The following is a 25,843-nucleotide window of genomic DNA, read 5'->3' on the forward strand; positions in this document are numbered from 1 at the left end:
CTTGGTTTTGAGAAATCAAGCAATACTCGGGTTTACTTCTCCTATGGTCGACAGCCAATCGGGACGAAGAGGTTCCTACGCCAAGGGCGTAGCGAAGCGCGAAGAGATCCTCACGCGCGCCCTCGAGGTGATCGCCCGCGAAGGCTACCGGGGGGCTTCCGTCAAAGAACTGGCGGATGCCGTGGGCCTGAGCCAAGCCGGCCTCCTCCATTATTTCGACAGCAAGGACGAGCTCTTCGCCGAGATCCTCCGCAAGCGCGACGAACTCGACTCGAGCGCGTTCGGCGTCACGCGGGGCGAGCCCGTCGCCGTCGACGACCTCCGCGCCGGGTACATCGGGATCATCCGGCACAACGCCGACGTGCCCGGCCTCGTGCAGCTGTTCGCACGCCTGTCGGTCGACGCCGCCGATCCCGAGCATCCCGCGCATCGCTTCTTCCTCGAGCGCGGCGCATCGCTGCGCGGCTACTTCGCCGACGCGATCGCACGCAAGCAGGCGACCGGAGAGATCAGCGACCGCGTCGAGCCCGAGACGCTCGCGCGCATCTTCCAAGCCGTCGCCGACGGTCTTCAGGTGCAGTGGATGCTGGAGCCCGATGTCGACATGGCCGCCACCGTGAGCGCGCTTTTCGACCTGCTCGACATCCGGGAAACGCCACCCGCCGCGACCCGCGATGTCGCGACCGACGCGAACACCGAGGAGCCCGAATGACGATCGAGACCGACGGCGACGTGGCCCTCGGCATCCCCGCCACCGCCCGCCGCCCTGTCGACGGGCCTGTCGACGGGCCTGTCGACGGTCCTGTCGTCCTCACCGCACGGGGCCGCGTCCGCGGACTGTGGCGCGGCGAGCCCGGCGAGCGCGTGGCATCCGCGGCGTTCCTCGGAATCCCGTTCGCCCAGCCGCCGGTCGGCGATCTGCGCTTCGCCGCTCCGGTGCCGGTCGAGCCATGGGACGACGTGCGCGATGCCGTGGAGTTCGGTGCGACCGCGCAGCGCGGCGACCCGGGCGTGACGCTGATCCCCGAGCCGTCCGTCCCGGGCGACTCGACCCTGAACGTCAATGTCTTCACCCCAGTGCCCGGGGCGACCGAGTCGCCGCTCCCGGTCCTCGTCTGGATCCACGGCGGCGGCTACTTCGCCGGATCCCCCGCCAGCCCCTGGTACGACGGGCGCGCGTTCAACCGCGACGGCGTCGTGACGGTGACCCTGTCGTACCGGCTCGGATTCGACGGGTTCGGGCACATCGCAGGTGCCCCGTCCAACCGCGGCGTGCGCGACTGGCTCGCCGCCCTGGAATGGGTGCAGGAGAACATCGGCGCCTTCGGCGGCGACCCGTCTCGCGTCACCATCGCGGGCCAGTCCGCCGGCGGCGGAGCGGTGCTCACCCTGCTCGGGATGCCGGCGGCCCAGCATCTGTTCCACTCGGTGTGGTCGCTCTCCGGCGCGATCGCGAACGTGTCGGCTGAGCGCGCCCGCACACTGTCGGCGAAGCTCGCCCACCTCGCCGGTGTCGAGCCCACTCGGGGAGGCTTCGCGTCCGTGCCCGAGGCCACGCTCCACGAGCTGCAGGAGAAGGCCGCCACGCCCGAGTCCTCCGACCCGCTCGCGTCGATCCACCTCCTCCTCGACGATGGCCTGTCGTGGGGTCCGATGATCGACGGCGACCTGATCACCGAGCGGACGATCTCCTCGATCGCGTCGGGAGTCGGCGCGGGCAAGCCGCTCGTGCTCGGCTCGACCGACGACGAGTTCACGATGGTCACCGACTCCGCCAAGGGCAGGCTGCGCTTCGTGCCGATGGGGTTCGCCCTCGCCAAGCTGGGGGTGCCGCGCGCCCGGCGTCGCGCCTACCTCAGAGACAACGCCGCGCAGCGGCGCAAGGGAACCGCGGCGGTGCTCGGCCGGTACGTCACCGACGTCGTGTTCCGCTCCACCGTGGTCCAGGTCGCCGACGCGCGCGGGGCGGCCGCGACCTGGACGTACCGCTTCGCGTGGCCGTCCCCGACCCGCACGTGGGCGCTGCACTGCCTCGACGTTCCGTTCTGGTTCGACTGCCTCGATGCCACGAGCGTCGACGTGATCGCCGGCGACGCACCTCCGCGGCGGCTGGCCGACGCGATCCACGGCGCAGCGGTCGGCCTCATCCGCGACGGCGAGCCCGGCTGGCCCACGTGGTCGCACGCTCGCGGGACCACCCGCGTGTTCGGGGGCGAGGCATCCCTCCCCGACGTCTCGTCCGACGGCTACGCCAGCGTCCGCTCGTTGACCTGAGGGCCCGACGAACGGGGTCCCGATCAGGCGAGCGCGCCGATGACCTCGCGTTCGAAGAGCTCGATGCCCGAGAGGTCGTACGCCGCCTCGGGGAAGTAGTGGATCGCGTACCCGAACCCGTGCCGCTCGCGTTCGGCGAGGCGCTCGGCGACCTGCTCGGTCGAGCCGAACGCGGGTGAGGCGAGATAGTCCCGCTCGGCCTGGTCGGCGCGCTCCTGGCCGAGGTGCGGAAGGAGCCGCGCCTTGACGGCGGCGAGGCGCTCGTGCGCCTCGGCCTCGGTGGCACCGACGATCGTGTTGAAGTTCGAGCTGCGGGTGATTGTCGCGAAGTCGCGGCCGATCGCATCGCAGTGCGCGCGCAGCACGTCGCTCTTGTGGTCGATCTCTTCGAGCGATCCGGTGAAATTCGTGTACGACGCGTAGGTCGCCGCGATCTTGAGCGTCACCTTCTCGCCGCCGCCGGCGATCCACATCGGAATGCCGCCGTCCTGCTGCGGCAGGGGCTGCACGATCGCACCGTCCACCTGGAAGAACTCGCCGTCGAGCGTGGCACGTCCGGTCGTCCAGGCCTGCTGCATGATGTCGACGCCTTCGCGCAGCATCCGCAGTCTCTCCGGGATCCGCGGGAATCCGTAGCCGTACGCCTCCCACTCGTGCTCGTACCAGCCCGCCCCGATGCCCATCTCGGCGCGGCCTCCGGACACGTGATCGACGGTCGCCGCGACCTTGGCGAGATACGCGGGATTGCGGTAGCCCATGCACGTGCACATCTGGCCGAGGCGGATGCGGCTGGTCGAGGCGGCGAAAGCCGCCATGAGCGTCCATGCCTCGTGCGTCGCCTCATCGGAGGGCACGGGCGTCGTGTGGAAGTGGTCGTAGACCCAGAGCGATTCCCATGCACCGGCGTCGGCGCGCTGGGCGAGACCGTTCATCACCGCCCAGTGCTCGGTGGGGTCGATGCCCACCAGGTCGAATCGCCAGCCCTGGGGAATGAAGGTTCCGAAACGCATGGGCACCAGCCTAGGAGGCGGTGGCGGCGCCTCGGCTCGCACGAGCGGCCGTTCTGGCCGTCTGCGCGGCTGCCGGTGCCGACGCGAGGACGGTCGCGTGCGGCATCCGCTTTCGCATCACGGCGATCGCCTCGGGGTTGGCGTCGACGAGCACCGCCTGCCTGCCGAGCGCCGAGGCGACCGCCCCGGTGGTGCCGCTGCCCGCGAAGAAGTCCAGCACGCGGTCGCCGGGGCGGCTCGAGGCCTGCACGATCCGCCGGAGAATGCCCTCGGGCTTCTGCGTGGGGTAGCCCGTCTTCTCGCGCCCCGTGGTGGGCACGATGGTGTGCCACCACACGTCGGTCGGGAGTTTGCCGCGCTCGGCCTTCTCGGGCGTCACGAGCCCCGGGGCCATGTACGGCTCGCGGTCCACCGAGTCGGAATCGAACCAGTACCGCTGCGGGTCCTTGACGTACACGAGGATCGTGTCGTGCTTGGTGGGCCAGCGCTTGCGCGTCTTCGCCCCGTAGTCGTAGGCCCAGATGAGCTCGTTGAGAAAACGGTCGCGGCCGAACAGCGCGTCCATCAGGACTTTGGCGTAGTGGGCCTCGCGGTAGTCGAGGTGCACGTACAGCGTGCCGTCGTCGGCGAGCAGTCGCCAGGCTTCGAGCAGCCGCGGCTCGAGGAAGCCCCAGTAGTCGCCGAAGCGGTCGTCGTAGCTGCGCAGATCGCCGCTCAGCCGCTCGTACTCGCGGCCGTGGAAACCGCGCCGCACGACAGCCGCGTTGTCGGTGGTGCGATGACTCAGGCCGGAACCGCCGCCGGTCCGGGCGCCCTCGCGCGATTCCGCGGGAACCGCGCCTGCACCGTCCGCCTCGGCCTGAGTTGCGGCACGGGGTTTGGCGGTCTCGACAGCCTTGCCCTGCACTCGCCCCGTGTTGAACGGCGGATCCAGGTAGATGAGAGTGAACGAGCCGTCGGCGAAGCCGCGGATCACCTCGAGGTTGTCGCCCTCGTGGATCTCGACGGGTCCGGATGCCTGGGCCCCAGGCCTGGCGTCGGCCCCGGGCATGGCCGGAGCCCCGGGCTCGGCGAGATCCTCCGGCGTGATGTCAGCCCCGAGCCTCATATCGGCCCCGGGCATAGCCGGAGCCTCTGGCCCCGCCGTGGCACCCGTCGTCTCCGCGGCATCCGTCCCGACCGCGCCGGTGGTCACGGAACTCTTCGCAACCACGCGTCGGTCGCGAACTTGGACTCGACGAGCGCCTCGGCCTCGGCGTACTCGTCATCGGTGATGCTTCCGGGCACGGCACCGTACAGCGCCGCGAACGTCTCTTTGAGCTTCTCGATGATCGCCTCGCGGGGCAGGCCCGTCTGGCGCCGGAGCGGATCGACGCGCTTCGCAGCGGAGGTCGTGCCCTTGTCACTGAGCTTCTCGCGACCGATGCGCAGCACCTCGGTCATCATCTGACCGTCCATGTCGTAGCTGAGCGTCGCGTGGTGGAGCACCCCGCCGTTGGCGAGTCGCTTCTGGGCGGCGCCGCCGATCTTGCCCTGCGGCGACGCGATGTCGTTGAGCGGCTGGTACGTCGCCTCGATTCCGAGCGCGCGCAGCGCCTGCAGCACCCAGTCGTCGAGGAACGCGTAAGAATCGGCGAAGGTGAGCCCGGCGACCAGGGATGCCGGCACGTACAGCGAATAGGTGACGATCGAGTTCGCACCCATGAGCATCGCTCCGCCGCCCGAGATGCGCCGCACGACGTCGAAGCCGTGCTTCGCGGCGCCATCGGGATCGACCTCGTTGCGCAGCGACTGGAACGAGCCGATGACGACGGCGTTCTCGTCCCACTCCCAGATCCGCAGGGTCGGTCGGCGGCGGCCATCGCCGACCCGTCCGGTGAGCACCTCGTCGAGCGCCAGGTTCATGCGCGGCGACACCGCCCGCTCGTGCACGATCTCCCAGTCGAAGTCGCGCCAGCCCGGCGCGGTGACGAGTGCGCGGCGGACGGCGGTGCCCACGGCCTCGGGAGTGAAGCCGAGCAGCTGCGCGCCTTCGGGAAGCGCTGCGCGCACCGCCGCAGCGATCGCCATGACATCGGATTCGATCGGCAGGCCCTCCACCGCTGCGTCGATGTCGGCAAGAGCGTCGTCGGGTTCGAGGAAGAAATCCCCCGCGAGGTGGAAGTCCGCGATGCGGCCGTCGCGCTCCTCGAGATCGACGACGACGAGCTTGCCGCCCGGGACCTTGTATTCGCCGTGCATGGACTTCAGCCTACGGCCGCGGGCAGCACGCCTCGGGGTCGGGTCCGGCGCGCCCCGGGGCGCTCTCGCCACCGTGGGGCGTGAGATTCCCGCCCCGAGGTGGGGAATCCGCCCCGGGGCACCGACTCACCGGCTGCGGGAGGGTCAGTCGCGCGCGGCGAAGCGCTTGTCGAGCCAGGCCAGCAGGTCGCCCCGTACGTCTTCCTGCACGGCCTCGTTGAAGATCTCGTGCCGGGCCCCGGGGTAGACGAGGGTCGTCACATCGGTGAAGCCCGAGCGCGTCCGGTAGGCGTCGGCGAGCTTGTGCACGCTCCTCGGCCCGCCGACGGTGTCATCGCGGCCGACCATGAGAAGGGTGGGGATGTCGCGGCCGAGGTTCTTGCGCGGGCGTCCGATGATCCGCAGGGTGTCGACCGGCCCGAAGAGCTTCGTCAGAGGCACATCGGTCGTCAACGGATCGTCGAGGAATGCCCGGCCGATCGACAGGTCGGACGAGAGCCACTCGGTGCCCATCGCGCCGGGCTTCTTCCACGGCTTGTTGAGGTCGCCCGAGTTGAGCGATCCGGGCCAGCGCAGCGCGGACCCGCTGAGGACGATGGCGTCGTATGCGTCGGGATGGTCGTTGACCAGGATCTGGGCGAGGAACGAGCCCCACGAGTGGCCGAGCAGAACGAGCGGCAGGCCGGGGTTCTCGGCGCGGATCTGCTGGGTGAGCTGCCAGACCGCCGCGACGGCGGCGGGCAGTCCGCCGGGGCCGAGGTGCCCGAGCTTCGAGGCATCGCCGCCGTGCTGGGCGAGTCCGGTGCGTCCGTGGCCACGGTGGTCGTCGGCATAGACGGTGTAGCCGTCGGCGGTGAGCGCTTCGATCAGCGATCCGTACCGGCCGGCGTGCTCCCCGACGCCGTGCAGGAGCTGCACCACCGCTCGCGGCGAGGTGACCGCCGGGTGGACGTCGTAGAAGATCGAGATGCCGTGCGCATCGGTGTACTCGGGCATGCGGAGAAGTCTATGCGGACGGGTGCCGCCACCGACTCCCGTCTTCGAGAGTTGTGGACGCGGCATCCGCCTTTCTTTAGCAAGACTAATGAGCTATGCTAAGTAATCGCATGAGCAGCCACGAAACCGACACCGCACACACGACACCCGCCACAGACACCGCGACCGACCTCGCCGATCTCTCGACAGACGCGTCGCGCCTGCGGATCGCGACCTTCCGCCTCGCGCGCCGCATGCGCACCCAGCGCGCGGTCGATTCGATGAGCGACGGCCAGTTCGCCGTCCTCGCGGCATTGTGGGTGCACGGCCCGCACACCCTGGGTGAACTCGCCGAGCGCGAGCGCGTCTCGGCGCCGTCGATGAACCGCACGGTCAACTGCCTGCAGGACTCCGGTTACGCCGCACGTTCGGCCGATGAGTCCGATGGGCGGAAGGTCGTCGTCTCGCTCACCGACACCGGCCGCGCCGTCGTGGACGAGACCGCACGACGACGCGACGCGTGGGTAGAGGCCGCCCTCGCCGAACTCACCGACGACGAGCGTGCCACGCTCGCCGGCGCCGCGGCGATCATGGAGCGGATGGCCGCACGATGAGCGCGATGTTCCGGTCCTTCTCCGTCTTCAACTACCGCGTCTGGTTCATCGGCGCGCTCGTGTCCAACACCGGCGCGTGGATGCAGGCGACCGCCCTCAGCTGGGTCGTGCTGACCGAGCTGACCGCCAACGACGCGGCCGCCATGGGAGTGACGATGGCGCTGCAGTTCGCACCGCCGCTGCTGCTGGTGGGCGTCACGGGACTGGTGGCCGACCGGTTCGATCGACGGCGGCTGCTCGTCCTCACGCAGACGCTGCTGCTCGTGCTCGGCGTCGCCATCGGCGTCCTGATCCTCGTCGGCGCGATGACGCTGCCCCTCATGTACGCGTTCGCGCTGGCACTCGGCGTGGTCGCGGCGTTCGACAACCCCGCCCGCCAGGCGTTCGTCTCGGATCTCGTGACACGCGAGAACGCCTCGAACGCGGTGGCTCTCAACGCGGCCTCGTTCAACGGCGCCCGCATGATCGGCCCGGCGCTCGCGGGAATCGTGATCGTCGCAGTCGGCACCGGCTGGGTCTTCCTCGTCAACGGCGTCACATTCTTCGCGATGATCATCGCGCTCATGCTGATCCGCACCCACGAGCTGATCCCGCGCGCGAAGGCGTCGGGCGCCTCGCGCCTCGCCGACGGCTTCCGCTACGTCGGGCGCCGCCCCGACCTGGTCGTCACGTTCGCGATGGTCTTCCTCGTCGGTGCGTTCGGCATGAACTTCCCGATCTTCGCCTCGACGATGGCGCTGGAGTTCGGGCAGGAGGCCGACGGCTACGGTCTGCTCAGCTCGATCCTCGCCATCGGTTCGCTCGCCGGAGCACTGCTGGCAGCGCGCCGCGACCGCGCGCGCATCCGCGTCGTGATCGGGGGCACCCTGCTGTTCGCGGTCGCCGCGACCGTGTCGGCCGCGATGCCGACGTACTGGACATATGCCGCGACACTCATGTTCACCGGATTCGCGGTGGTCACGATGCTCACCACCGCCAACGGGTACGTGCAGACCACGACCGACCCGGCGCTGCGCGGCCGCGTGCTCGCCCTGTACATGGCGATCCTCATGGGCGGAACCCCGATCGGCGCTCCCATCGTCGGATGGGTCGCGGCCGAGCTCGGCCCGCGCGCGGCGATCCTGCTCGGCGCCGCCGGCGCCTTCGTCGCCTTCGCGATCGGCGCGACCTGGCTGATCGTCTCGGGGCGCCTCCACCGCCACGAAGAGAAGCGGTTCCGCCTGACGATCGACGAGACGCGGCCGCTGAGAGTCGTGCCGCCCGAGGAGTTCAGCGACGAGATCGCCGGGACCACCCCGATCCCGCTCCCCCAGTCCGGCGAGGACGCACTCGTCGGCCGCTCCCGCTCCGCAGGCTGAGGCCGCCGGCCGACGCGACTCAGCGCGGCTCGCGCACGCCCAGTCGCTCGAGGTGCGCGTTCGAGAAGCGCCCCGCGGGGTCGAGCCGCTCGAAGACGGCGCGGGCATCCGCAAGACGCGGGTGCACGCGCTCGATGGCGATGCGGTCGAATCCGTGGCGCTTGCCCCAGTGGGGTCGCGCCCCGAACGGCTCGAGGGCCGCCTCGATGCGCGCGACCAGCGCCGCGACCTCGTCGGGGTGGTTCAGCCATGTGAAATGGATGATCACGACGTCACGACGGTAGGCGGGACTCAACCACAGCTCATCTGCGGCAGCGGTGCGCAGCTCGGTCCAGATGAGATGGGGACGGATATCGTCGCCCAGCGCACGCACCGCGTTCAGCGCATCGACGGCGAGCGCGCGATCCACGAAGTACTCGCTCTGGATCTCGTCGCCGAACGACGGCTCCGCGTCCAGCCGGAAGTGCGGAAGCCGCAGCATCCACGGCCCCGGGACGCCGGCCAGCTCCGTGACGTTGTCCTCGACGCCCAGCGGCGACTCGCCCCCGGTGGCGCGGACGGCATCCAGCAGCACGTCGGGCACCGGGTCGTCGTCGGCGTCGAGCCGGGTCTTCACCCAGACATAGCCCGCCGTGTCGGTGTCCCACCGCGAGAACACCGACACGCTGTACCCGGCGCCGGTGAGCGCGTCGTAATCGCCGAGCACGGCATCCCACGTGACTCCCGTGTAGATGTCCTGCCGCACCCGGAACGACCGCTGCACGTCGAGGGTCACCGCCACGACGACGCCGTACGCGCCGAGGCCGACCACGAGCGCGTCGAAGTCCGGGTCGCCCCGCCGCACGTCGTGCACCTCGGCGTCGGCTCCGACGTAGCGGAAGGCCCGGACGGATGCCGAGAGCACCTGATTCGCGTCGCCAGAGCCGTGCGTTCCGGTCGCCGTGGCTCCGCCGACGTTGATGTGCGGAAGCGACCCCATGTTGCCGAGCGCCCACCCGTGCTCCTCGAGCCAGTGCGCGAGCACGCCGTAGCGCGTGCCGGCGGCGACCGTGACGGTGCCCGCGGACTCGTCCAGCGCGAAGTCGGGCGGCATACCGGTCACGTCGACGAGGGTGCCTGTCGTGTCGGGCAGATCCGTGAACGAGTGGCGGGTGCCGAGGGCCCGCACTCTTCCCCGCCCGGCCAGCACGCGGCGCACATCGTCGAGCGAGGTCGCAACGATGATCCGCGGCGCGGTGTACTCGTATGTTCCCGCCCAGTTGCGCGCCACGCTCACCGCCCGCGCTCGGTCGAGCTGCGCACGACGAGCTCCGGCTGGAAGCGCACGTTGCGTTCGTGCGCGCCATCGGCATCCGCCAGCTCTTTCAGCAGGAGGTCGACCGCGGTGTAGCCGATGAGCTCCGCCGGCTGGCGGATCGAGCTGAGGGGCACGACGGTGGATGCCGCGAAGTCAATGTCGTCGTAGCCGATCAGCGCGATGTCGTCGGGGATGCGCACCCCTGCCATGATCGACAGCGCCTGGATCGCGCCGACGGCGAGCAGATCGTTCGCGGCGAAGATCGCGTCGGGCCGCTCCGGCAGCGGGCGCGCAACGATGTCGTGACCGGCAGCGCGACCGTTCAGCACGGTGAGCCCCGGCATCTCGACCACTTCGAGGGTGGCTCCTGGAACCGCCGCGACCGCCTGGCGGGCTCCCGCGAGTCGGTCGGCGACTTGGGCGATCGCCACGGGACCGCCGAGGAAGAGCAGGCGTCGGCGCCCGGTGGCGAGCAGGTGCCCGGCGGCGAGCCTTCCGCCTTCGACGTCGTCGATCGATACCGACGCGAACCCCGAGCCGGCGATCTCGCGGTCGACGAGGATCACCGGCACGCCGGCGTCGCGCGCGCGCGCCAGGCGCGGCACGTCATCGAGCGCGGGAGTGATCAGCACCCCGTTCACGCGCTGCTCGCGGAAGAGCTCGATGTAGCGATCCTCGCGCGCCACCTGCTCGTCGGTGCTTCCGAGCAGCACGGCCATTCCGGCCTCGTCGGCGCGCTGCTCGGCACCGCGGGCGACGGCGGCGAAGAACGGGTTCGCGGAGTCCGGCACGACGATTCCGATGCTGCGGCTGCGCCCGGCACGCAGCTGCCTGGCGGCGTCGTTGCGGACGAAGCCGAGCTCGTCGATCGCCTGCATCACCCGCTCGACGGTGGCGGGAGACACCTTGGCCGGCTGGTTCAGCACGTTCGACACCGTTCCCACGGAGACGGATGCCGCCGCCGCGACGTCTCGCACGCTCACCACCATGTCGCACCTTCCTCCCGCGCGAAACGCTATCGCGTCTGGCGACAATTCTGTCCCACACCACGGGTAAGCGCTATCCCGTTGCATTGCCCCGCGATGGTGTGTATCGTTTGAAACGATTCAGCGCGACGACGAGGGGGCCGCATCCATGACCAGCACGATCAGGGCGACGCGCGTGTGCTTTCAGCTGCAGATCGCACCCGAGCTCCTCGACGAGTACGTCGCCCGGCACACCCCGGTGTGGCCCGAGATGCTCGCCGAGATCGCGGCCTCCGGCAGGCGCAACTACTCGCTGTTCCTCGGCGACGGCGGCCAGCTGATCGGCTACTACGAGACCGACGACGACGAGGCCGCACAGCGCTACCTCGCAGGCTCCGAGGTCGCCACCCGCTGGGAGGCCGAGATGAGCCGCTTCTTCGTCGGCCTGGACGGCCGCCCCGACCAGGCTGCGACCCCGCTCACCGAGATCTTCCACCTTCACGACCAGCTGACCGCGGCTCATGCCGCGGTCTCCGACAACGAAAGCACGGCATCATGACGACGCTGTCTCCCGAGATCACCACGGCACTCGAAGGCCAGGGCATCGAGCTTCCCTCATGGGCGTTCGGCAACTCCGGCACGCGATTCCGCGTGTTCACGACCGAGGGAACCCCGCGCGACCCCTACGAGAAGATCTCCGACGCGGCGCAGGTGAACAAGGTCACGGCGCTCGCCCCCAGCGTCGCGCTCCACATCCCCTGGGACAAGGTCGACTCGTACGACGACCTGCGCCGCCATGCGGAAGACCACGGCGTCGTGCTCGGCACGATCAACTCGAACACGTTTCAGGACGAGGACTACAAGTTCGGCGCCCTCACCCATGCCGACGACGTCGTTCGCCGCAAGGCGATCGACCACCACCTCGAGTGCATCGACGTCATGCATGCGACCGGGTCGCGCGACCTCAAGATCTGGCTGGCCGAAGGATCCAACTACCCCGGCCAGAACGACATGCGCGCACGCCAGGACCGCCTGGCCGACTCGCTGCAGCAGATCTACGCGCGCCTCGGTGAGGAGCAGCGCCTCGTGCTCGAGTACAAGTTCTTCGAGCCGGCGTTCTACCACACCGACGTTCCGGACTGGGGAACCTCCTACGCCCAGGTCGCGGCCCTCGGCGAGCGCGCGATGGTGTGCCTCGACACCGGCCACCACGCCCCGGGCACCAACATCGAGTTCATCGTGATGCAGCTGCTGCGCCTCGGAAAGCTCGGATCGTTCGACTTCAACTCGCGCTTCTACGCCGACGACGACCTCATCGTGGGCGCCGCAGACCCCTTCCAGCTGTTCCGGATCCTGTTCGAGGTCATCCGCGGCGGCGGGCTCAACAACCCCGACGTGGCATTCATGCTCGACCAGTGCCACAACATCGAGGACAAGATCCCGGGCCAGATCCGCTCCGTGCTGAACGTGCAGGAGATGACCGCGCGCGCGCTGCTCGTCGACCGTGCCGCGCTGGACGCCGCGCAGAGCGCGAACGACGTGCTCGGTGCGAACGCGGTCCTCATGGATGCGTTCTACACCGACGTGCGCCCCGCTCTCGCGCAGTGGCGCGAGTCGCGGGGCCTGCCCGCCGACCCGATGGCCGCGTACGCGGCCTCCGGCTACCAGCAGCGGATCGCAGCCGACCGCGTCGGCGGCACCCAGGCAGGCTGGGGCGCCTGATGCGCGCAATGCGGCTCCGCCCCGCACCCCCGGCTCGCTGACGCGGGCTCCAGACCCACCGGGGGCGCGGGATGCCGATCCTCGCGTCCCCGGTGCACCTCGCGAATCACGCGCACGAACCGCCGAACGCGAACCGTCCCCGTCCCCGTCCCGTCCCGAAGGAACCGACATGAGCGATCCGTACGCCGAAGCCGACGGCCTCGTCCGCGTCTACCCCGCGCGCGAGCCGAACGGCACGGGCCTCGTCTGGGCGCACGGCGGGGGATTCGCCGGCGGCGACCTCGATATGCCCGAGTCCGACTGGATCGCGCGCTCCCTCAGCGCACGGGGCACGACGGTCGTCTCGGTCGACTACCGCCTCGCGCCGGTGCCCGCCGAGTGGACAGCGCCCGCTCGCGGAACCGTTCGCGAAGGAGTGCACTACCCGGCGGCATCCGACGACGTCCTCGCGGCCTGGTCGTGGACCGTCGCCCACGCCGCGCGCCTGCGCATCGACACCGGTCGGCTCGCGATCGGCGGAGCGAGCGCGGGCGCCAACCTCGCCACAGGCGCCACGCTGCGACTGATCGAACGAGACGCGGCGAACCTCCCCGCGCTCGTCGTCCTCGCCTACCCCACGCTCCTCGCGGTGCAGCCGGCGCCCGGCCCGGCGCTGCGCGCCGCGCTCGACGCGAACCCCGACGCCGACCGGTTCGGGCCGGCGGCGGTGCTCGGCATGTACGAGAACTACCTCGGCGGCCCCGTCGACGACGCCCCGCTCGCCGCGATTCCCGGTCGGGCCGAGGCCGCTGACCTCGTCGGCTTTCCACCGACGTTCATGATCAACGGCGACCTCGACGAGCTCCGCGTCTCGGGAGAGGCCTTCGCCGCGACGCTCGCCGCGGCCGGGCGCGAGATCGAGGTCGTGATCGAACCCGGCACAGATCACGGGCATCTCAACCGGCCGCTCGAGCCTGCGGCATCCGCCTCTCTCGACCGCATCGCCGCCCGCCTCCTCGCGGTGCCCTCCCCTGCCCGCTTCCCCGCCTACGCCTCCGCACCCGCCTCCGCCCCGGCACTCAGCAGTCAGAACCTGCCGAGCGGCCGCCCCTGAGACCGCAGAAACCCACTGCGGAGCATCCGAACCTACGAAGGAAACACCATGACCAACCAGGCTGCAGCCGACCTCATCTCCCGGTCGAACCGCCTCGGCGCCGACCCGAAGAACACCAACTACGCCGGCGGCAACACGTCGGCCAAGGGCACCGACACCGACCCGGTGACGGGCGAGCCCGTCGAACTGCTGTGGGTCAAGGGGTCGGGCGGCGACCTCGGCACGCTGACCGAGTCCGGGCTCGCTGTGCTGCGCCTGGACCGCATGCGCGCCCTCGTCGATGTGTACCCGGGCCTGGACCGCGAGGACGAGATGGTGGCCGCATTCGACTACTGCCTGCACGGCAAGGGCGGCGCCGCCCCGTCGATCGACACGGCCATGCACGGACTCGTGGATGCCGCGCACGTCGATCACCTGCACCCCGACTCCGGCATCGCGATCGCGACCGCCGCCGACGGCGAGGCGCTCACCCCGAAGATCTTCGGGGACAAGGTCGTGTGGGTGCCGTGGCGTCGCCCGGGCTTCCAGCTCGGCCTCGACATCGCCGCGATCAAGGCGCAGAACCCCGCCGCGATCGGCTGCATCCTCGGCGGCCACGGCATCACGGCGTGGGGCGACACGTCCGACGAGGCCGAGCGCAACTCCTCATGGATCATCGCGACCGCCGCCGACTACATCGCCACGAACGGCACGGCCGATCCGTTCGGAGGAGTTCGTGCCGGCTTCGAGGCCCTCTCCGAGGCCGAGCGCCGCGCGAAGGCGGCCGCGCTCGCCCCTACCATCCGCGGACTCGCCTCGACCGACAAGCCGATGGTCGGGCACTTCACCGACTCCGCCGTGGTGCTGGACTTCCTCGCCTCGTCGCGGGCGCCCGAGCTCGCCGAGCTCGGCACGAGCTGCCCCGATCACTTCCTGCGCACCAAGGTCAAGCCGATGCTGCTCGACCTGCCCGCCGGCGCCACGGTCGAGGCATCCCTCGAGCGCGTCGCCGAACTGCACCAGGCCTACCGCGCCGACTATCAGGCCTACTACGACGCTCATGCCACCGCCGAGTCCCCCGCGATCCGGGGCGCCGACCCGCTCATCGTGCTCGTACCCGGGGTCGGGATGTTCTCGTTCGGTGCGAACAAGCAGACCGCGCGCGTGGCGGGCGAGTTCTACGTCAACGCGATCAACGTCATGCGCGGCGCCGAGTCGATCTCGACCTACAGCCCGATCTCCGACGCGGAGAAGTTCCGCATCGAGTACTGGGCGCTCGAAGAGGCGAAGCTGCAGCGGATGCCGAAGCCGAAGACCCATCAGGGCCGAATCGCCTTCGTCACCGGCGCCGCCTCCGGCATCGGAAAGGCCATCGCGACGCGTCTGGCCGCCGAGGGCGCGTGCGTCGTCGTGGCAGACCTCGACCTCGAGAAAGCACAGGCGGCAGCATCCGAGCTGGGCGGCACGGATGTCGCGATCGGCGTCGCCGCGAACGTCGCCGACGCGGCGGGGGTGCAGGCCGCGATCGACGCGACCGTGCTCGCGTTCGGCGGCATCGACCTCGTCGTCAACAACGCGGGCCTCTCGCTGTCGAAGCCGCTGCTGGAGACCACCGAGAAGGACTGGGACCTGCAGCACGACGTCATGGCCAAGGGCTCGTTCCTCGTCGCGAAGGCGGCGGCCAAGGCACTCGTCGAGCAGAAGATGGGCGGCGACGTGATCTACATCTCGTCGAAGAACTCCGTCTTCGCCGGCCCGAACAACATCGCGTATTCGGCGACCAAGGCCGATCAGGCCCACCAGGTGCGCCTGCTGGCCGTCGAGCTCGGCGAACACGGCGTGCGGGTCAACGGCATCAACCCCGATGGTGTCGTGCGCGGCTCGGGCATCTTCGCCGCGGGCTGGGGCGCGAACCGCGCCGCGACCTACGGCGTGAAGGAAGAGGACCTCGGCCAGTACTACGCCAACCGCACGATCCTCAAGCGCGAGGTCGTGCCCGAGAACGTCGCGGACGCGGTGTACGTGCTGACCGGTCCCGAGCTGAGCCGCACCACCGGCCTGCACATCCCGGTCGACTCCGGCGTCGCCGCCGCGTTCCTGCGATGACCGCGCGGATGCCCGCGGCCGGGGGCAGTCCGCGGCAGTTTCCTGCGAGTGCGGCGTCGCGCGACGCCGCACTCGCAGGAAAGTGGCGCACTCGAGGCGGCGCGCGATGAGCGCACCCGCGCCCAGTCCACGCAGGGTCGTCGCGGCCGTGGACCTCGGAGCCACGAGCGGGCGCGTCATGCTCGGCTACGTCGACGACGGGATGCTGCGCCTCGAGTCGGTCTCACGATTCCCGAACGGCCCGGTCCCGGGCCCGGACGGCCTGCACTGGGACTTCTCGGCGCTGCACCGCCACATCGTCGAGGGTCTCGCCGAGGCGGCGCGCCGCGAGCCCGGTCTCGCAAGCGTGGGCATCGACTCGTGGGCCGTCGACTACGGCCTGGTCGGGGGCGGCGAGCTCGTCGCCGAGCCATTCCACTACCGCGACGAGCGCACGCTGCACGGCGTCGAGCGGGTGCACGGCGTCATTCCGTTCGAGGAGCTCTATCGCCGCAACGGCCTGCAGTTCCTGCCGTTCAACACGCTCTACCAGTACGCCACCGACCGCGGACTCGACGACGCCGACGTCGCCCTCCTCATTCCGGATCTCGTCGCGTTCCTCCTCACCGGCGCGCGCGGGGCCGAGCGCACGAACGCCTCGACCACGGGTCTCGTCGACGTGGCGACGGGTGAGTGGGACCGGGAGCTCGCCGCACGCCTCCGGATTGCGGCATCCGTCCTGCCGCCGCTCGTCGACCCGGGTACGCACCTCGGGGCGCTGCGCGGCGAGGCACGCGAGCGCGTGGGCGCGGCGCTCGACGTGATCGCCGTCGGCTCGCACGACACCGCGTCGGCGATCGTCGCCGTCCCGCTCACCTCTGCGGACTCGGCCTACATCTCGTGCGGAACGTGGGGCCTGGTGGGAGTCGAACTCGACGCGCCCGTGGTCAGCGACGCGGCCCGCGAGGCGAACTTCACCAACGAGGGCGGCGTCGACGGCCGGGTGCGGTTCCTGCACAACGTCACCGGCCTGTGGCTGCTCAGCGAGTCGGTGCGCACGTGGGAGGCCGAGGACGGCGCCTCGATAGACCTTCCTTCGCTGCTGGATGCCGCGGCATCCGTCGAAAGCGAGATCGCCCTCTTCGACGCCAACGACCCGCGCCTCGCGGCTCCGGGCGACATGCCCGCACGCATCGCCGCGGTGCTCGACGAGGCCGGTGCCGCCGTGCCCGTCTCGCGCGCCGCCTTCGCGCGGACGATCGTGGAGAGCATCGCCCAGGCATTCGCGGAGGCTCTGCGCACCGCCGCGCGCCTGACCGATCGCGAGATCGACGTCGTGCACATCGTCGGAGGCGGTGCGCTGAACCGGCTGCTCTGCCAGGCGACCGCCGACCGTTCCGGGCTTCCGGTGCTCGCAGGCCCGGTGGAGGCGACCGCGCTCGGCAACGTGCTCGTCCAGGCCCGTGCGCACGGCTGGCTCGGCCCCGACGCGACTCTCGAGGATCTGCGTCGTGTCGTGGCGGCATCCAGCACGCTCGACCGCTACGCGCCGCGCGCGTAGCCGCAGAATCGTCCCGCAACGCACAGATGCGGATGCCGCGGCCCGCGGACCCGATTCCGCGAGAGAATCCGATCGGCCGGCGAACACCACGACAGACGAGGAGACCGGACATGACGACGTACGGAGCGGCGTTCGACTGGGCGCGACGGCATGTGACGGCGGGCCGCCTGCCGACCGCGGTGCTCGGCGTGGCGACCGCAGACGGCGTGGCCGCGCTCGACGCGTTCGGTGCCACCGCCGGCCGGCCGGCGCGTGTGGAGGATCCGTACTGGCTGTTCTCGATCACGAAGGTGCTCACCGGGCTGACAGCGGCGCGCGCGGTGGAGCGCGGATTCCTCACGACCGAGACCCCGCTCACGGCCGCGATCCCCGAGTTCGGCGCCGAGCGCGACGACGTGGTGCGCCTGCGCCATCTCGTGAGCCACACCTCCGGCATCCCCGAGCCGTCGCTCGATCCGACATGCGGGCTGCGCGCGGCGCTCCTCGCGCCCGGTCGCGACTTCGCCGCGGGCACCGCGTCGCGCTATTCGACCGTCGCCTTCGACGGCATCGCCGAACTCGTCCGCGGTACCGCCGGATGGGAGTGGGATGCCGACATCGCGGAGTGGGCCGAGACCATCGGCGCGACCGGACTCACGCTCGATCCCGCCGCGGACCCGCACGCGGTCATCGACGCAGAGCCTGCGGGCCTCGACATGCGCGGCTTCGCCACTCACCGCAATCCCGGCGCCGGCATGATCGGCACCGCTGCGGACCTGCTGGCGCTCGGCTCCGCACTGCTGCGGATAGGCCAGGGCGAGACCGGCGGAATCGTGCAGCCCACGACCCTCGAGATGATGCGGCGGCCGCTCACCGGCGCGATCCCCCGCCTCGATCCCTACACGGCCGAGCGAGGACAGGACTGGGGCTTCACGTTCAACCTCCGCACCCGCGCGCCGGGACTCATCGACCGCGACGTATACGGCCACGGCGGCTGGGCGGGCACGGAGTTCTGGGTGCATCCCACCGCGGGAGTCGCCTTCGTCCTCCTCACGAATCAGGCGGTCCGGGCGGGTGTCGACCTGGACGAACTCGACAACGCGGTGATCTCGGGGGTCTGACCGCGGCTCGACGAGCGAGCAGCCCTGCGCCGGCATGTGTCCGCGCTGCGCTCGGCCCTGCGAACAGCGGATGCCGCGGCATCCGCCTCTGTCGCTCCCCGCTCGATCGGCCTAGCGTGGCAGCATGACCGAACGCCACGCCGAGGACGAGCCCGTCGAGCAGGACAGTCCCACGGGCGGCGACGAGACGACCGAAGAGCAGCTCGACGCCGACAACCCGGTCGAGGAGGACACCCTCAAGACCCTCGATCCCGACGCACCGCCGGCGTAGGCGGCACCCGCTCGCTACGCTTCGCGCGTGATCGTCACCTTCACGTGCAGGTTGCTCTTGAACGGGCCGGCGTACACGCCGCGCAACGGCGGAACGTCGCCGTAGTCGCGGCCTCGACCGACGAGCACATGGCGATCGCCGATCTCGATGCCGTTGGTCGGGTCGAAGCCCTGCCACTGGCCGGCGAACCACTCGATCCAGGCGTGGGACTCGCCCGGAACGGCAACGCCGACCTCGGCAGACGGGCGCGGGTGGAGGTAGCCCGAGACATAGCGGGCCGGGATGCCGACCTCGCGCAGGGCTCCGAGCGTGATGTGCGTGATGTCCTGGCAGACGCCCTTGCGGGCCTCCCACGCCTCGCTGGCGGTGGAGTGCACCCCGGTGATGCCCGGCATGTACTCGACGGCGTCGCCGACAGCGGCCGAGATGGCATGGGCCGCGCGTCCGGGGTGATCGTGCTGCGCCGCGATCGACTTGGCGATCTCGGCCACCTCGGGGTGCGGGCGGGTGCGACCGGTCTGAACGAGCTGCTCGACCGTTTCGATCGAGCGGCCCGCCTCGCGCGTGAGGACGTCCCACGTCACATCGATGTGCTCGAGCGGACGCGGGCGCACCTCGACGAGCGAACGCGCCGTGATCGTCAGGGACGAGTGCGGCGAGAGCACGTCGAAGGCCGCGACACGGGTGCCGAAGTAGTCGACGTACTGGTTCACCGACGTCGACGGCTCGATGTCGAGCGACGAGTTGAGCACGAACTGGCTGTCGGTCGAGCCGGGAAGCATCCGCGCCTCGTTGTACGAGGCCGACACGTCGCCCTCGTACCCGAACCCGGTCTGGTGCTCGATGCGCAGGCGCTTCATGAGATCTCTCCGATCCAGCTGGGCTCGGCCTGCGTCGGGAAGAACCGTCCGCGAATGGCCTCGGATGCCTCGCGCGTGACCTTCTGCACGCGGTCCATGTGCAGCGGCAGTTCGCCCAGGATCTCGGAGATCGGCCGGTACTCGAGGTCGTTGCGGATCTGTCCCAGCGCCCGCAGCACGGTGTTGGAGTGTCCGACGCGGTCGGCCCGCGGGTCGATGGCGCTCATGCACTCCTCGGCGCGCTGGATCGAGTAGATGATCGAGCGGGGGAACAGGCGATCCAGCAGCAGGAACTCCGCGGCGTTGCGCGCGCTGGGCATGCCGCGATAGGTCCGCAGGTACGCCTCGTACGCGCCGCACGACCGCAGGATGGTCGTCCACGACGGACCGGATGCCTCGGTGAGCGACCGCGTGGCGAGCAGGCGAGCCGTCATGTCGGTGCGCTCGATGCTCCGCCCGAGGGTGAAGAACTGCCACGCCTCGTCGCGACTGGTCGACGAGTCGACGATGCCGACCGCGAGCGCGGCGCGTTCGCGCACCCACTGGAAGAACTCGTGCACCTTGTCGGTCTGCAGTCGCCGCGGCATCCGTGCGTTCGTGGTGTTCAGGGTCTCCCACAGCTCGGTCGACACGATCTCGCGGGCCCGGCGGGCGTTCTCGCGCGATGCCGTGAGCGCGTAGGCGATGCTCGACGGGTTCGTGCGGTCGACGGCCAGCCGTGCCAGCACGTCTTCACGGCGCACATGGGCGACGCCCTCGGGCGCGACCGATCCCATGACGCTGAGGAGCGAGCGGCATGCGGTGTCTTCGTCGATCCACGGGTCTTCGAGGAGCAGCTGCAGGTGCACGTCGAGGATGCGTGCGGTGCCGTCGCTGCGCTCGATATAGCGCCCGATCCAGAAGAGAGATTCCGCGATGCGGCTCAGCATGCTGCCTCACCCTCCTGCGATGCCTGCTGCTGCTGTTCCCGTTGCTGCTGCACCTGCTGCTGCTGCTCCTGCTGCTCGGAGCGGCTGCGCGGCGGGTCCTGCGGCGAGTGCGTCGGCTCGGGCTGGCCGTCGTAGACGATCGGGATCGCGGCGGTCACGGTCGCCGCCTGATCGGCGACGAGGCCCGACACGCCGATGCCCTGCCCGTATTCGACGTGCGACGGGGCGGATCCGCCGATCACCCAGGTGTCTTTCGAGCCGCCGCCCTGACTGGAGTTGACGACGAGCTGCCCCTCGGGCAGGGCGACGCGGGTCAGTCCGCCCGGGAGCACCCAGATGTCTTCGCCGTCGTTCACCGCGAACGGGCGCAGGTCGGCGTGGCGCGGACGCATGCCGTCCTCGACGAGGGTCGGGATGGTCGAGAGCATGACCACGGGCTGTGCGATCCAGCCGCGCGGGTCGGCGAGCAGGCTCTTGCGGAGCTTCTCGAGCTCGGCGGGCGAGGCATCCGGACCCACCACCAGGCCCTTGCCGCCCGAGCCGTCGACCGGCTTCACCACCAGCTCGTCGAGGCGGTCCAGCACCTCTTCGAGCGCACCCGGGTCTTCGAGCCGCCACGTGTCGACGTTCTTGAGGATCGGCTCTTCGGCCAGGTAGTAGCGAATGAGGTCGGGAACGTAGGTGTAGAGCAGCTTGTCGTCGGCGACGCCGTTGCCGACCGCGTTCGCGATCGTGACGTTGCCCAGCCGCGCGGCGAGCATGAGGCCCGGAGCGCCGAGCATCGAGTCGGCGCGGAACGACAGCGGATCGAGGAACTCGTCGTCGACACGGCGATAGATGACGTCGACGCGCTTCGGGCCGCGGGTGGTGCGCATGAACACCTTGCCGCCCACGCACAGCAGGTCGCGCCCCTCGACGAGCTCGACGCCCATCAGGCGGGCCAGAAGCGTGTGCTCGAAGTAGGCCGAGTTGTAGACGCCGGGCGTGAGCACGACCACGTTGGGGTCTTCGATGCCGGCGGGTGCCGAGGCCCGCAGCGCGGCCAGCAGCTTGTTGGGGTAGTCGCCGACAGGGCGCACCCGCATCGACACGAACAGTTCGGGAAGCGTCTGCGCCATGACGCGGCGGTTCGAGATGACGTAGCTGACGCCGGACGGCACACGCACATTGTCTTCGAGCACGCGCATCTCGCCGTGCTCGTCGCGGATCAGATCGATGCCCGACACCTGGATGCGCACGCCGTTGGCGGCATGGATCCCGGCGGCCTGGCGGTAGAAGTACTGCGACGACGCGATGAGCCCCGCCGGCAGCACGTCGTCGCGGACGCAGTGCTGGTGACCGTACGCGTCGTCGAGGAATGCCTCGAGGGCGCGCACGCGCTGCTTCACACCGGACTCCACGCGCGACCACTCGTCGAACGTGATGACCCGGGGCACCGCGTCGAGCGGGAAGGGACGCTCCTCGCCGGCGAAGTCGAACGTGACGCCCTGCGCGAGGTACGAGCTCGCGAGCGAATCGGTGCGGCCTCGCAGTTCTTCCTGCGTCATCTGCGCGAGCGCCTGATAGAGCTCTCGGTAGGCCCCGCGCGACTCGGCGAGCGCCCCGGGATGAGCCGGACTGCCGAACATCTCGTCGAACGCGGGCACTCCCGAAGCCGTCTTTCGAGGCGCGATCGTGGAGCCGTAGCCATCGAACAGATCACCCATGCGATGAGCCTAATGCGGGGCGTGTTGCCGCGGTGTTTCCACCGGATGCCGCCGCCCTGCGCACGGGGACATTCGGGCGGATCAGGACACGCGGCCCGGCACGGACGTACGCTGACACCGTGACGCGCACGCGTACGGCAGACCGCATCCCCGCACCCCTCTCGTGGGTCGCGGGGGTGGCTGCGGTCGTGCTCGGTGCGGGACTGGGCGAACTCGTCGCCGGTCTCGCCGCTCCCGCGTCGAGTCCCGTCGCCGCGATCGGCTCGGCCCTCATCGATCTGGCGCCGGCGTGGGCGAAGGACACCGCGATCGCGCTGTTCGGCACAGCCGACAAGATCGCGCTCATCGTCGGAATCGTGGCGGTGGGGCTCGTGCTCGCCGGACTCGCCGGATGGCTCGAGGCGCGGCGCCCGCCGTGGGGCGCCGTGGTGGTCGGGGTCTTCGGCATCACGGGGGCCGTGATCGCGGCGACCCGGCCCGGAGCGGGTGCGCTGGCCTGGCTGCCCTCCGCCGTGGCCGGGGCCACCGGCGCCCTGACGCTGTGGCTGCTCGTCCGCCTGCTGCGCTCCGCCGTGCGCCGAACTCCTCAGATCTCCGAGCGATCCGCGACGCAAGGCGCCGAGACCGGGGGCGCCGCGCCGGATCCGAGGAGCTCGGCACAGCGGCCCGCCGCGCGCCCCGACCGCCGCACCTTCTTCGTATGGGCGGGTGCCGCCGCGGGAGCCGGCATCCTCGCTGCGATCGCAGGCAGCGTTCGCAGCACCGGATCGGCCACCGTCGCCGCCGCCCGCCGGCTGCTGCGCCTGCCGACTCCGGCGACCCTGGCACCCGCGGTCCCCTCGGGTGCCGAGCTGTCCATCGCGGGGCTCGCCCGCGTCGTGACGCCGAACGGCTCCTTCTACCGCATCGACACCGCCCTCATCGTTCCCGAGGTCGATCCTGCCGACTGGCGACTGCGCGTGCACGGCATGGTGGAGCAGGAGTTCGAACTCACCTGGGACGAACTGCTCGCGCTGCCGCTCGAGGAGAGCTGGACGACACTGGCCTGCGTCTCGAACGAGGTGGGCGGCACGCTGATCGGAAACGCGCGGTGGCTGGGATACCCGCTGCGAGAGCTGCTGGCGCGCGCGAATCCTTCGTCCGATGCCGACATGGTGCTGTCGCGCTCGATCGACGGATTCACGGCATCCACTCCGCTCGAGGCGCTGACCGACGAGCGCAACTCGATCCTCGCGGTGGGCATGAACGGCGAGGCGCTGCCGCTCGAGCACGGCTTCCCGGTGCGCATGGTCGTGCCGGGCCTGTACGGATACGTCTCGGCCACGAAGTGGGTGGTCGACCTCGAGGTGACGAGATTCGATCTGGCGCGCGCCTACTGGACGGATCGAGGGTGGTCCGAGCGCGGTCCCATCAAACTGCAGTCGCGCATCGACGTGCCGCGCAAGGCGCAGGGGCTGAGCGCCGGCGACACCGTGATCGCGGGCGTCGCGTGGCACCAGGGCGTCGGCATCTCGGGTGTCGAGGTGCAGATCGACGAGGGCGCATGGCGGCCGGCGCAGCTGGCGACGGCCATCTCGGACGACACGTGGGTGCAGTGGAGCCTGCCGTGGACGGCCACCGTCGGGGACCATCTGCTGAGATGCCGCGCGACCGGCCGCGACGGCGAGCCGCAGACGTCCGACCAGGCACCGCCGGCACCGGACGGCGCCACCGGCTGGCACGAGCGGTACGTGCAGGTCTTCTGACGACACGCCGACGGCCTTGCCCGAACGGCCTTGCCCGATAGCATGCCGGGAAGGCCAGTCCCTGGGGAGGTACGTGTTGCCTGATCCACTTGAGGTGCTCGTCGGACGTCTGCTCGCACTCGCGACGGTGGATGCAGACACCGGGAGGCGCCGTCTGCCTCCGGAGCGCGAGCTGGGCGAAGCGCTCGGAATGAGCCGCGGGATGCTGCGCGAACAGCTCGCCGTGCTCGAGCGACTGGGATTCCTGCACCGCACGCAGGGTCGCGGGACGTTCATCGAGAATCCGTCGTACGACTTCGTGCGCACGTTCTTCGCGATCGCCCGCGAACTCGGGTATCTGACGGATGCCGAGTTCTCGGAGTCCCGTGTGCTGCTCGAAGAGGCGCTGGCCGAGGCGGCGGCCCACCGCGCGACGCCCGAGCAGATCGCCGCGCTGCGCGACGACGTCGACCGGATGGTGGCGTCGGACGCCGCGGGCGACGCCGAGGACGCCCACGACGCCGATGTCGCCTTCCACCGGCGGCTGCAGCGGGTGGTCGACAACTCGGTGCTGCGCTTCCTGCACGAAGGCCTGAGCCACGTGCTGCGCGACGACATCGCGCAGCGCCGCCTCGAGGTCGCGAAGGGGGGCGAGGACGGAAACGCGCCCGACCGCACCGACAGCGTCCACTACGAGATCGTCGACGCGATCGAGGCCCGCGATCCGGCGGGCGCCCGCCTCGCGATGCGGCGCCACTTCGGCGGTGCCGCCCCGGGCCTGACGCCCGGTCTCGCCGTCGGCTGAAGCGCCTGCTCGGCGCTCCGGCGCCGCGGGAGGATCAGCCCGCGAGCACCACTCGCAGCTGCTCCACGGCCCAGTCGAGCTCGGTCGAGCGGATCACCAGGGGCGGAGCGATGCGGATGGTCTGGCCGTGCGTGTCCTTGACGAGCACGCCGCGCGCGATGAGGCGCTCTGCGATCTCACGCCCGGTGCCCTGTGCGGGGTCGATGTCGACTCCGGCCCAGAGTCCGGCGACGCGCACCCCGGTGACGCCGTGGCCCACGAGCCCTTCGAGCCGCGACGCGAGGTGATCCCCGAGCAGCTTGGCGCGGTTCTGGAACTCGCCCGTCTTCAGCATCTCGACCACGCGGAGTCCGACGGCGGCCGCGAGCGGGTTTCCGCCGAAGGTCGAGCCGTGCTCGCCCGGACGGATGACGCCCAGCACGTCACGATCGGCGACGACGGCCGACACCGGCAGGATGCCGCCGCCCAGCGCCTTGCCGAGCAGATAGACGTCGGGCACGACGCCCTCGCGGTCGCAGGCGAACGTCTCGCCGACCCTGCCGAGACCCGACTGGATCTCGTCCGCGATGAACAGCACGTTGTGGCGTGTGCAGATCTCGCGCACGGCCCGCAGATACCCCTCGGGCGGGATGACGATCCCGGCCTCGCCCTGGATCGGCTCGATGAGCACGGCTGCGGTCTCGGGCGTGATCGCAGCCTCGATGGCTGCGGCATCCCCGAACGGCACCGGCACGAAGCCCGGCGTGAACGGCCCGAAGTCGCCGTGCGCGTCGGGGTCGTCGCTGAATCCGACGATGGTCGTCGTTCGTCCATGGAAGTTGCCGTGCGCGACGACGATGGTCGCGGCATCCGCAGCGATGCCCTTCACGCGGTAGCCCCACGCGCGCGCGACCTTGATGCCGGTCTCCACGGCCTCGGCGCCCGTGTTCATCGGCAGCACGACCTCTTTGCCGCAGAGCTCGGCGAGTGCCGCCGCGAAGGGGCCGAGACGATCGTTGTGATAGGCCCGGCTCGTGAGCGTGAGGCGGTTCAGCTGTTCCTGCGCGGCGGCCAGGAGAGCCGGATGCCCGTGCCCGAAGTTGAGCGCCGAGTAGGCCGAGAGCAGGTCGAGGTAGCGCTTGCCCTCGACATCCGTCACCCACGCGCCCTCACCGCGCGAGATCACCACGGGCAGGGGGTGGTAGTTGTGCGCGACGTGCTCTTGTTCGCCTGCGATGACGCGGATCATCGCGGTGTCGAGCGAGGCTGCGGTAGGGGTCATTCGTCCGTCTCCT

The 25,843-nt window shown here is 70.5% G+C and carries 23 protein-coding genes; 13 read left to right on the forward strand and 10 right to left on the reverse strand.

The genetic code is table 11. The features are described 5' to 3' along the window. Positions 1-43 precede the first annotated feature (43 nt). Together KEC57_RS05540 and KEC57_RS05545 are read left to right on the forward strand one after the other, a co-directional pair. A complete protein-coding gene (locus tag KEC57_RS05540) occupies positions 44-712 on the forward strand; it encodes a TetR/AcrR family transcriptional regulator (RefSeq protein ID WP_229383516.1) in 669 nt (222 codons plus the stop codon). Beyond that, positions 709-2,274, forward strand: coding sequence for a carboxylesterase/lipase family protein (locus KEC57_RS05545; protein WP_229383517.1), 1,566 nt, complete (start codon positions 709-711; stop codon positions 2,272-2,274). Before KEC57_RS05540 ends, KEC57_RS05545 begins: the two co-directional genes overlap by 4 nt. Positions 2,275-2,297: 23 nt before the next feature. Here KEC57_RS05545 and KEC57_RS05550 read toward each other — a convergent pair whose 3' ends face one another. From KEC57_RS05550 to KEC57_RS05565, 4 genes are all read right to left on the reverse strand, one after another. Next, positions 2,298-3,284, reverse strand: coding sequence for an LLM class F420-dependent oxidoreductase (locus KEC57_RS05550; protein ID WP_229383518.1), 987 nt, complete (start codon positions 3,282-3,284; stop codon positions 2,298-2,300). Positions 3,285-3,294: 10 nt separating this feature from the next. Then, positions 3,295-4,335, reverse strand: a complete 1,041-nt coding sequence (locus tag KEC57_RS05555) for a DNA-methyltransferase (RefSeq protein WP_229383704.1) — start codon at positions 4,333-4,335, stop codon at positions 3,295-3,297. A 140-nt stretch (positions 4,336-4,475) separates the two neighbouring features. Next, on the reverse strand, positions 4,476-5,525 hold the full coding sequence (gene lplAB / locus KEC57_RS05560) for a lipoate-protein ligase LplAB (protein ID WP_229383519.1): 1,050 nt from the start codon (positions 5,523-5,525) through the stop codon (positions 4,476-4,478). Positions 5,526-5,669: 144 nt separating this feature from the next. Further along, positions 5,670-6,521 (reverse strand): alpha/beta hydrolase, encoded by an 852-nt coding sequence (locus KEC57_RS05565; RefSeq protein ID WP_229383520.1) that lies wholly within the window; start codon positions 6,519-6,521, stop codon positions 5,670-5,672. A gap of 110 nt (positions 6,522-6,631) precedes the next feature. Here KEC57_RS05565 and KEC57_RS05570 point away from each other — a divergent pair, with 110 nt between their 5' ends. Continuing rightward, the gene (locus tag KEC57_RS05570; protein ID WP_229383521.1) at positions 6,632-7,114 is read left to right on the forward strand and encodes a MarR family winged helix-turn-helix transcriptional regulator; all 483 of its coding nucleotides are present in this window, start codon (positions 6,632-6,634) and stop codon (positions 7,112-7,114) included. A 5-nt stretch (positions 7,115-7,119) separates the two neighbouring features. Further along, positions 7,120-8,472 carry an MFS transporter gene (locus KEC57_RS05575; RefSeq protein WP_229383522.1) on the forward strand — a complete coding sequence of 451 codons (1,353 nt, stop codon included), beginning with the start codon at positions 7,120-7,122 and terminating at the stop codon, positions 8,470-8,472. A gap of 19 nt (positions 8,473-8,491) precedes the next feature. Here the strand turns inward: KEC57_RS05575 and KEC57_RS19075 are convergent, their stop codons facing one another. Both KEC57_RS19075 and KEC57_RS05585 read right to left on the reverse strand, forming a co-directional pair. Continuing rightward, the gene (locus KEC57_RS19075) at positions 8,492-9,742 is read right to left on the reverse strand and encodes a D-arabinono-1,4-lactone oxidase (protein WP_229383523.1); all 1,251 of its coding nucleotides are present in this window, start codon (positions 9,740-9,742) and stop codon (positions 8,492-8,494) included. 2 nt (positions 9,743-9,744) lie between these two features. Continuing rightward, positions 9,745-10,758 (reverse strand): LacI family DNA-binding transcriptional regulator, encoded by a 1,014-nt coding sequence (locus KEC57_RS05585; RefSeq protein WP_229383524.1) that lies wholly within the window; start codon positions 10,756-10,758, stop codon positions 9,745-9,747. Positions 10,759-10,903: 145 nt separating this feature from the next. Here KEC57_RS05585 and KEC57_RS05590 point away from each other — a divergent pair, with 145 nt between their 5' ends. From KEC57_RS05590 to KEC57_RS05620, 7 genes are all read left to right on the forward strand, one after another. After that, complete coding sequence (locus KEC57_RS05590) at positions 10,904-11,293, forward strand: L-rhamnose mutarotase (RefSeq protein WP_229383525.1); 390 nt, start codon at positions 10,904-10,906, stop codon at positions 11,291-11,293. Further along, complete coding sequence (gene rhaI / locus KEC57_RS05595) at positions 11,290-12,456, forward strand: L-rhamnose isomerase (RefSeq protein WP_229383526.1); 1,167 nt, start codon at positions 11,290-11,292, stop codon at positions 12,454-12,456. Before KEC57_RS05590 ends, rhaI begins: the two co-directional genes overlap by 4 nt. A gap of 169 nt (positions 12,457-12,625) precedes the next feature. Then, complete coding sequence (locus tag KEC57_RS05600) at positions 12,626-13,549, forward strand: alpha/beta hydrolase fold domain-containing protein (protein ID WP_229383527.1); 924 nt, start codon at positions 12,626-12,628, stop codon at positions 13,547-13,549. A gap of 48 nt (positions 13,550-13,597) precedes the next feature. Then, positions 13,598-15,634 (forward strand): bifunctional aldolase/short-chain dehydrogenase, encoded by a 2,037-nt coding sequence (locus tag KEC57_RS05605; RefSeq protein ID WP_229383528.1) that lies wholly within the window; start codon positions 13,598-13,600, stop codon positions 15,632-15,634. A gap of 106 nt (positions 15,635-15,740) precedes the next feature. Next, complete coding sequence (locus KEC57_RS05610; protein ID WP_229383529.1) at positions 15,741-17,174, forward strand: rhamnulokinase; 1,434 nt, start codon at positions 15,741-15,743, stop codon at positions 17,172-17,174. A gap of 110 nt (positions 17,175-17,284) precedes the next feature. Continuing rightward, positions 17,285-18,274, forward strand: coding sequence for a serine hydrolase domain-containing protein (locus tag KEC57_RS05615; protein WP_229383530.1), 990 nt, complete (start codon positions 17,285-17,287; stop codon positions 18,272-18,274). Between the two features lie 124 nt (positions 18,275-18,398). Beyond that, a complete protein-coding gene (locus tag KEC57_RS05620) occupies positions 18,399-18,545 on the forward strand; it encodes a hypothetical protein (protein WP_229383531.1) in 147 nt (48 codons plus the stop codon). 14 nt (positions 18,546-18,559) lie between these two features. Here the strand turns inward: KEC57_RS05620 and KEC57_RS05625 are convergent, their stop codons facing one another. From KEC57_RS05625 to KEC57_RS05635, 3 genes are read right to left on the reverse strand one after another with little or no spacing between them, the layout of a single operon-like run. Beyond that, the gene (locus KEC57_RS05625) at positions 18,560-19,405 is read right to left on the reverse strand and encodes a transglutaminase family protein (protein ID WP_229383532.1); all 846 of its coding nucleotides are present in this window, start codon (positions 19,403-19,405) and stop codon (positions 18,560-18,562) included. Then, the gene (locus tag KEC57_RS05630; protein ID WP_229383533.1) at positions 19,402-20,334 is read right to left on the reverse strand and encodes an alpha-E domain-containing protein; all 933 of its coding nucleotides are present in this window, start codon (positions 20,332-20,334) and stop codon (positions 19,402-19,404) included. Before KEC57_RS05630 ends, KEC57_RS05625 begins: the two co-directional genes overlap by 4 nt. Next, a complete protein-coding gene (locus tag KEC57_RS05635; protein ID WP_229383534.1) occupies positions 20,328-22,040 on the reverse strand; it encodes a circularly permuted type 2 ATP-grasp protein in 1,713 nt (570 codons plus the stop codon). The genes KEC57_RS05630 and KEC57_RS05635 overlap by 7 nt, the downstream gene beginning before the upstream one ends. 119 nt (positions 22,041-22,159) lie before the next feature. On the opposite strand from KEC57_RS05635, the gene KEC57_RS05640 reads away from it, so the two are divergent. Then, on the forward strand, positions 22,160-23,785 hold the full coding sequence (locus KEC57_RS05640) for a molybdopterin-dependent oxidoreductase (RefSeq protein WP_229383535.1): 1,626 nt from the start codon (positions 22,160-22,162) through the stop codon (positions 23,783-23,785). A 76-nt stretch (positions 23,786-23,861) separates the two neighbouring features. Further along, positions 23,862-24,569 (forward strand): FadR/GntR family transcriptional regulator, encoded by a 708-nt coding sequence (locus tag KEC57_RS05645; RefSeq protein ID WP_229383536.1) that lies wholly within the window; start codon positions 23,862-23,864, stop codon positions 24,567-24,569. 34 nt (positions 24,570-24,603) lie between these two features. Here KEC57_RS05645 and rocD read toward each other — a convergent pair whose 3' ends face one another. Further along, entirely contained in the window at positions 24,604-25,830 is a 1,227-nt protein-coding gene (gene rocD, locus KEC57_RS05650; RefSeq protein WP_276573321.1) for an ornithine--oxo-acid transaminase, read from the reverse strand. Positions 25,831-25,843: the final 13 nt, after the last annotated feature.

Origin of the sequence: Microbacterium allomyrinae, from assembly GCF_020682705.1 — a bacterium.
Classification (GTDB): Bacteria; Actinomycetota; Actinomycetes; order Actinomycetales; family Microbacteriaceae; genus Microbacterium; species Microbacterium allomyrinae.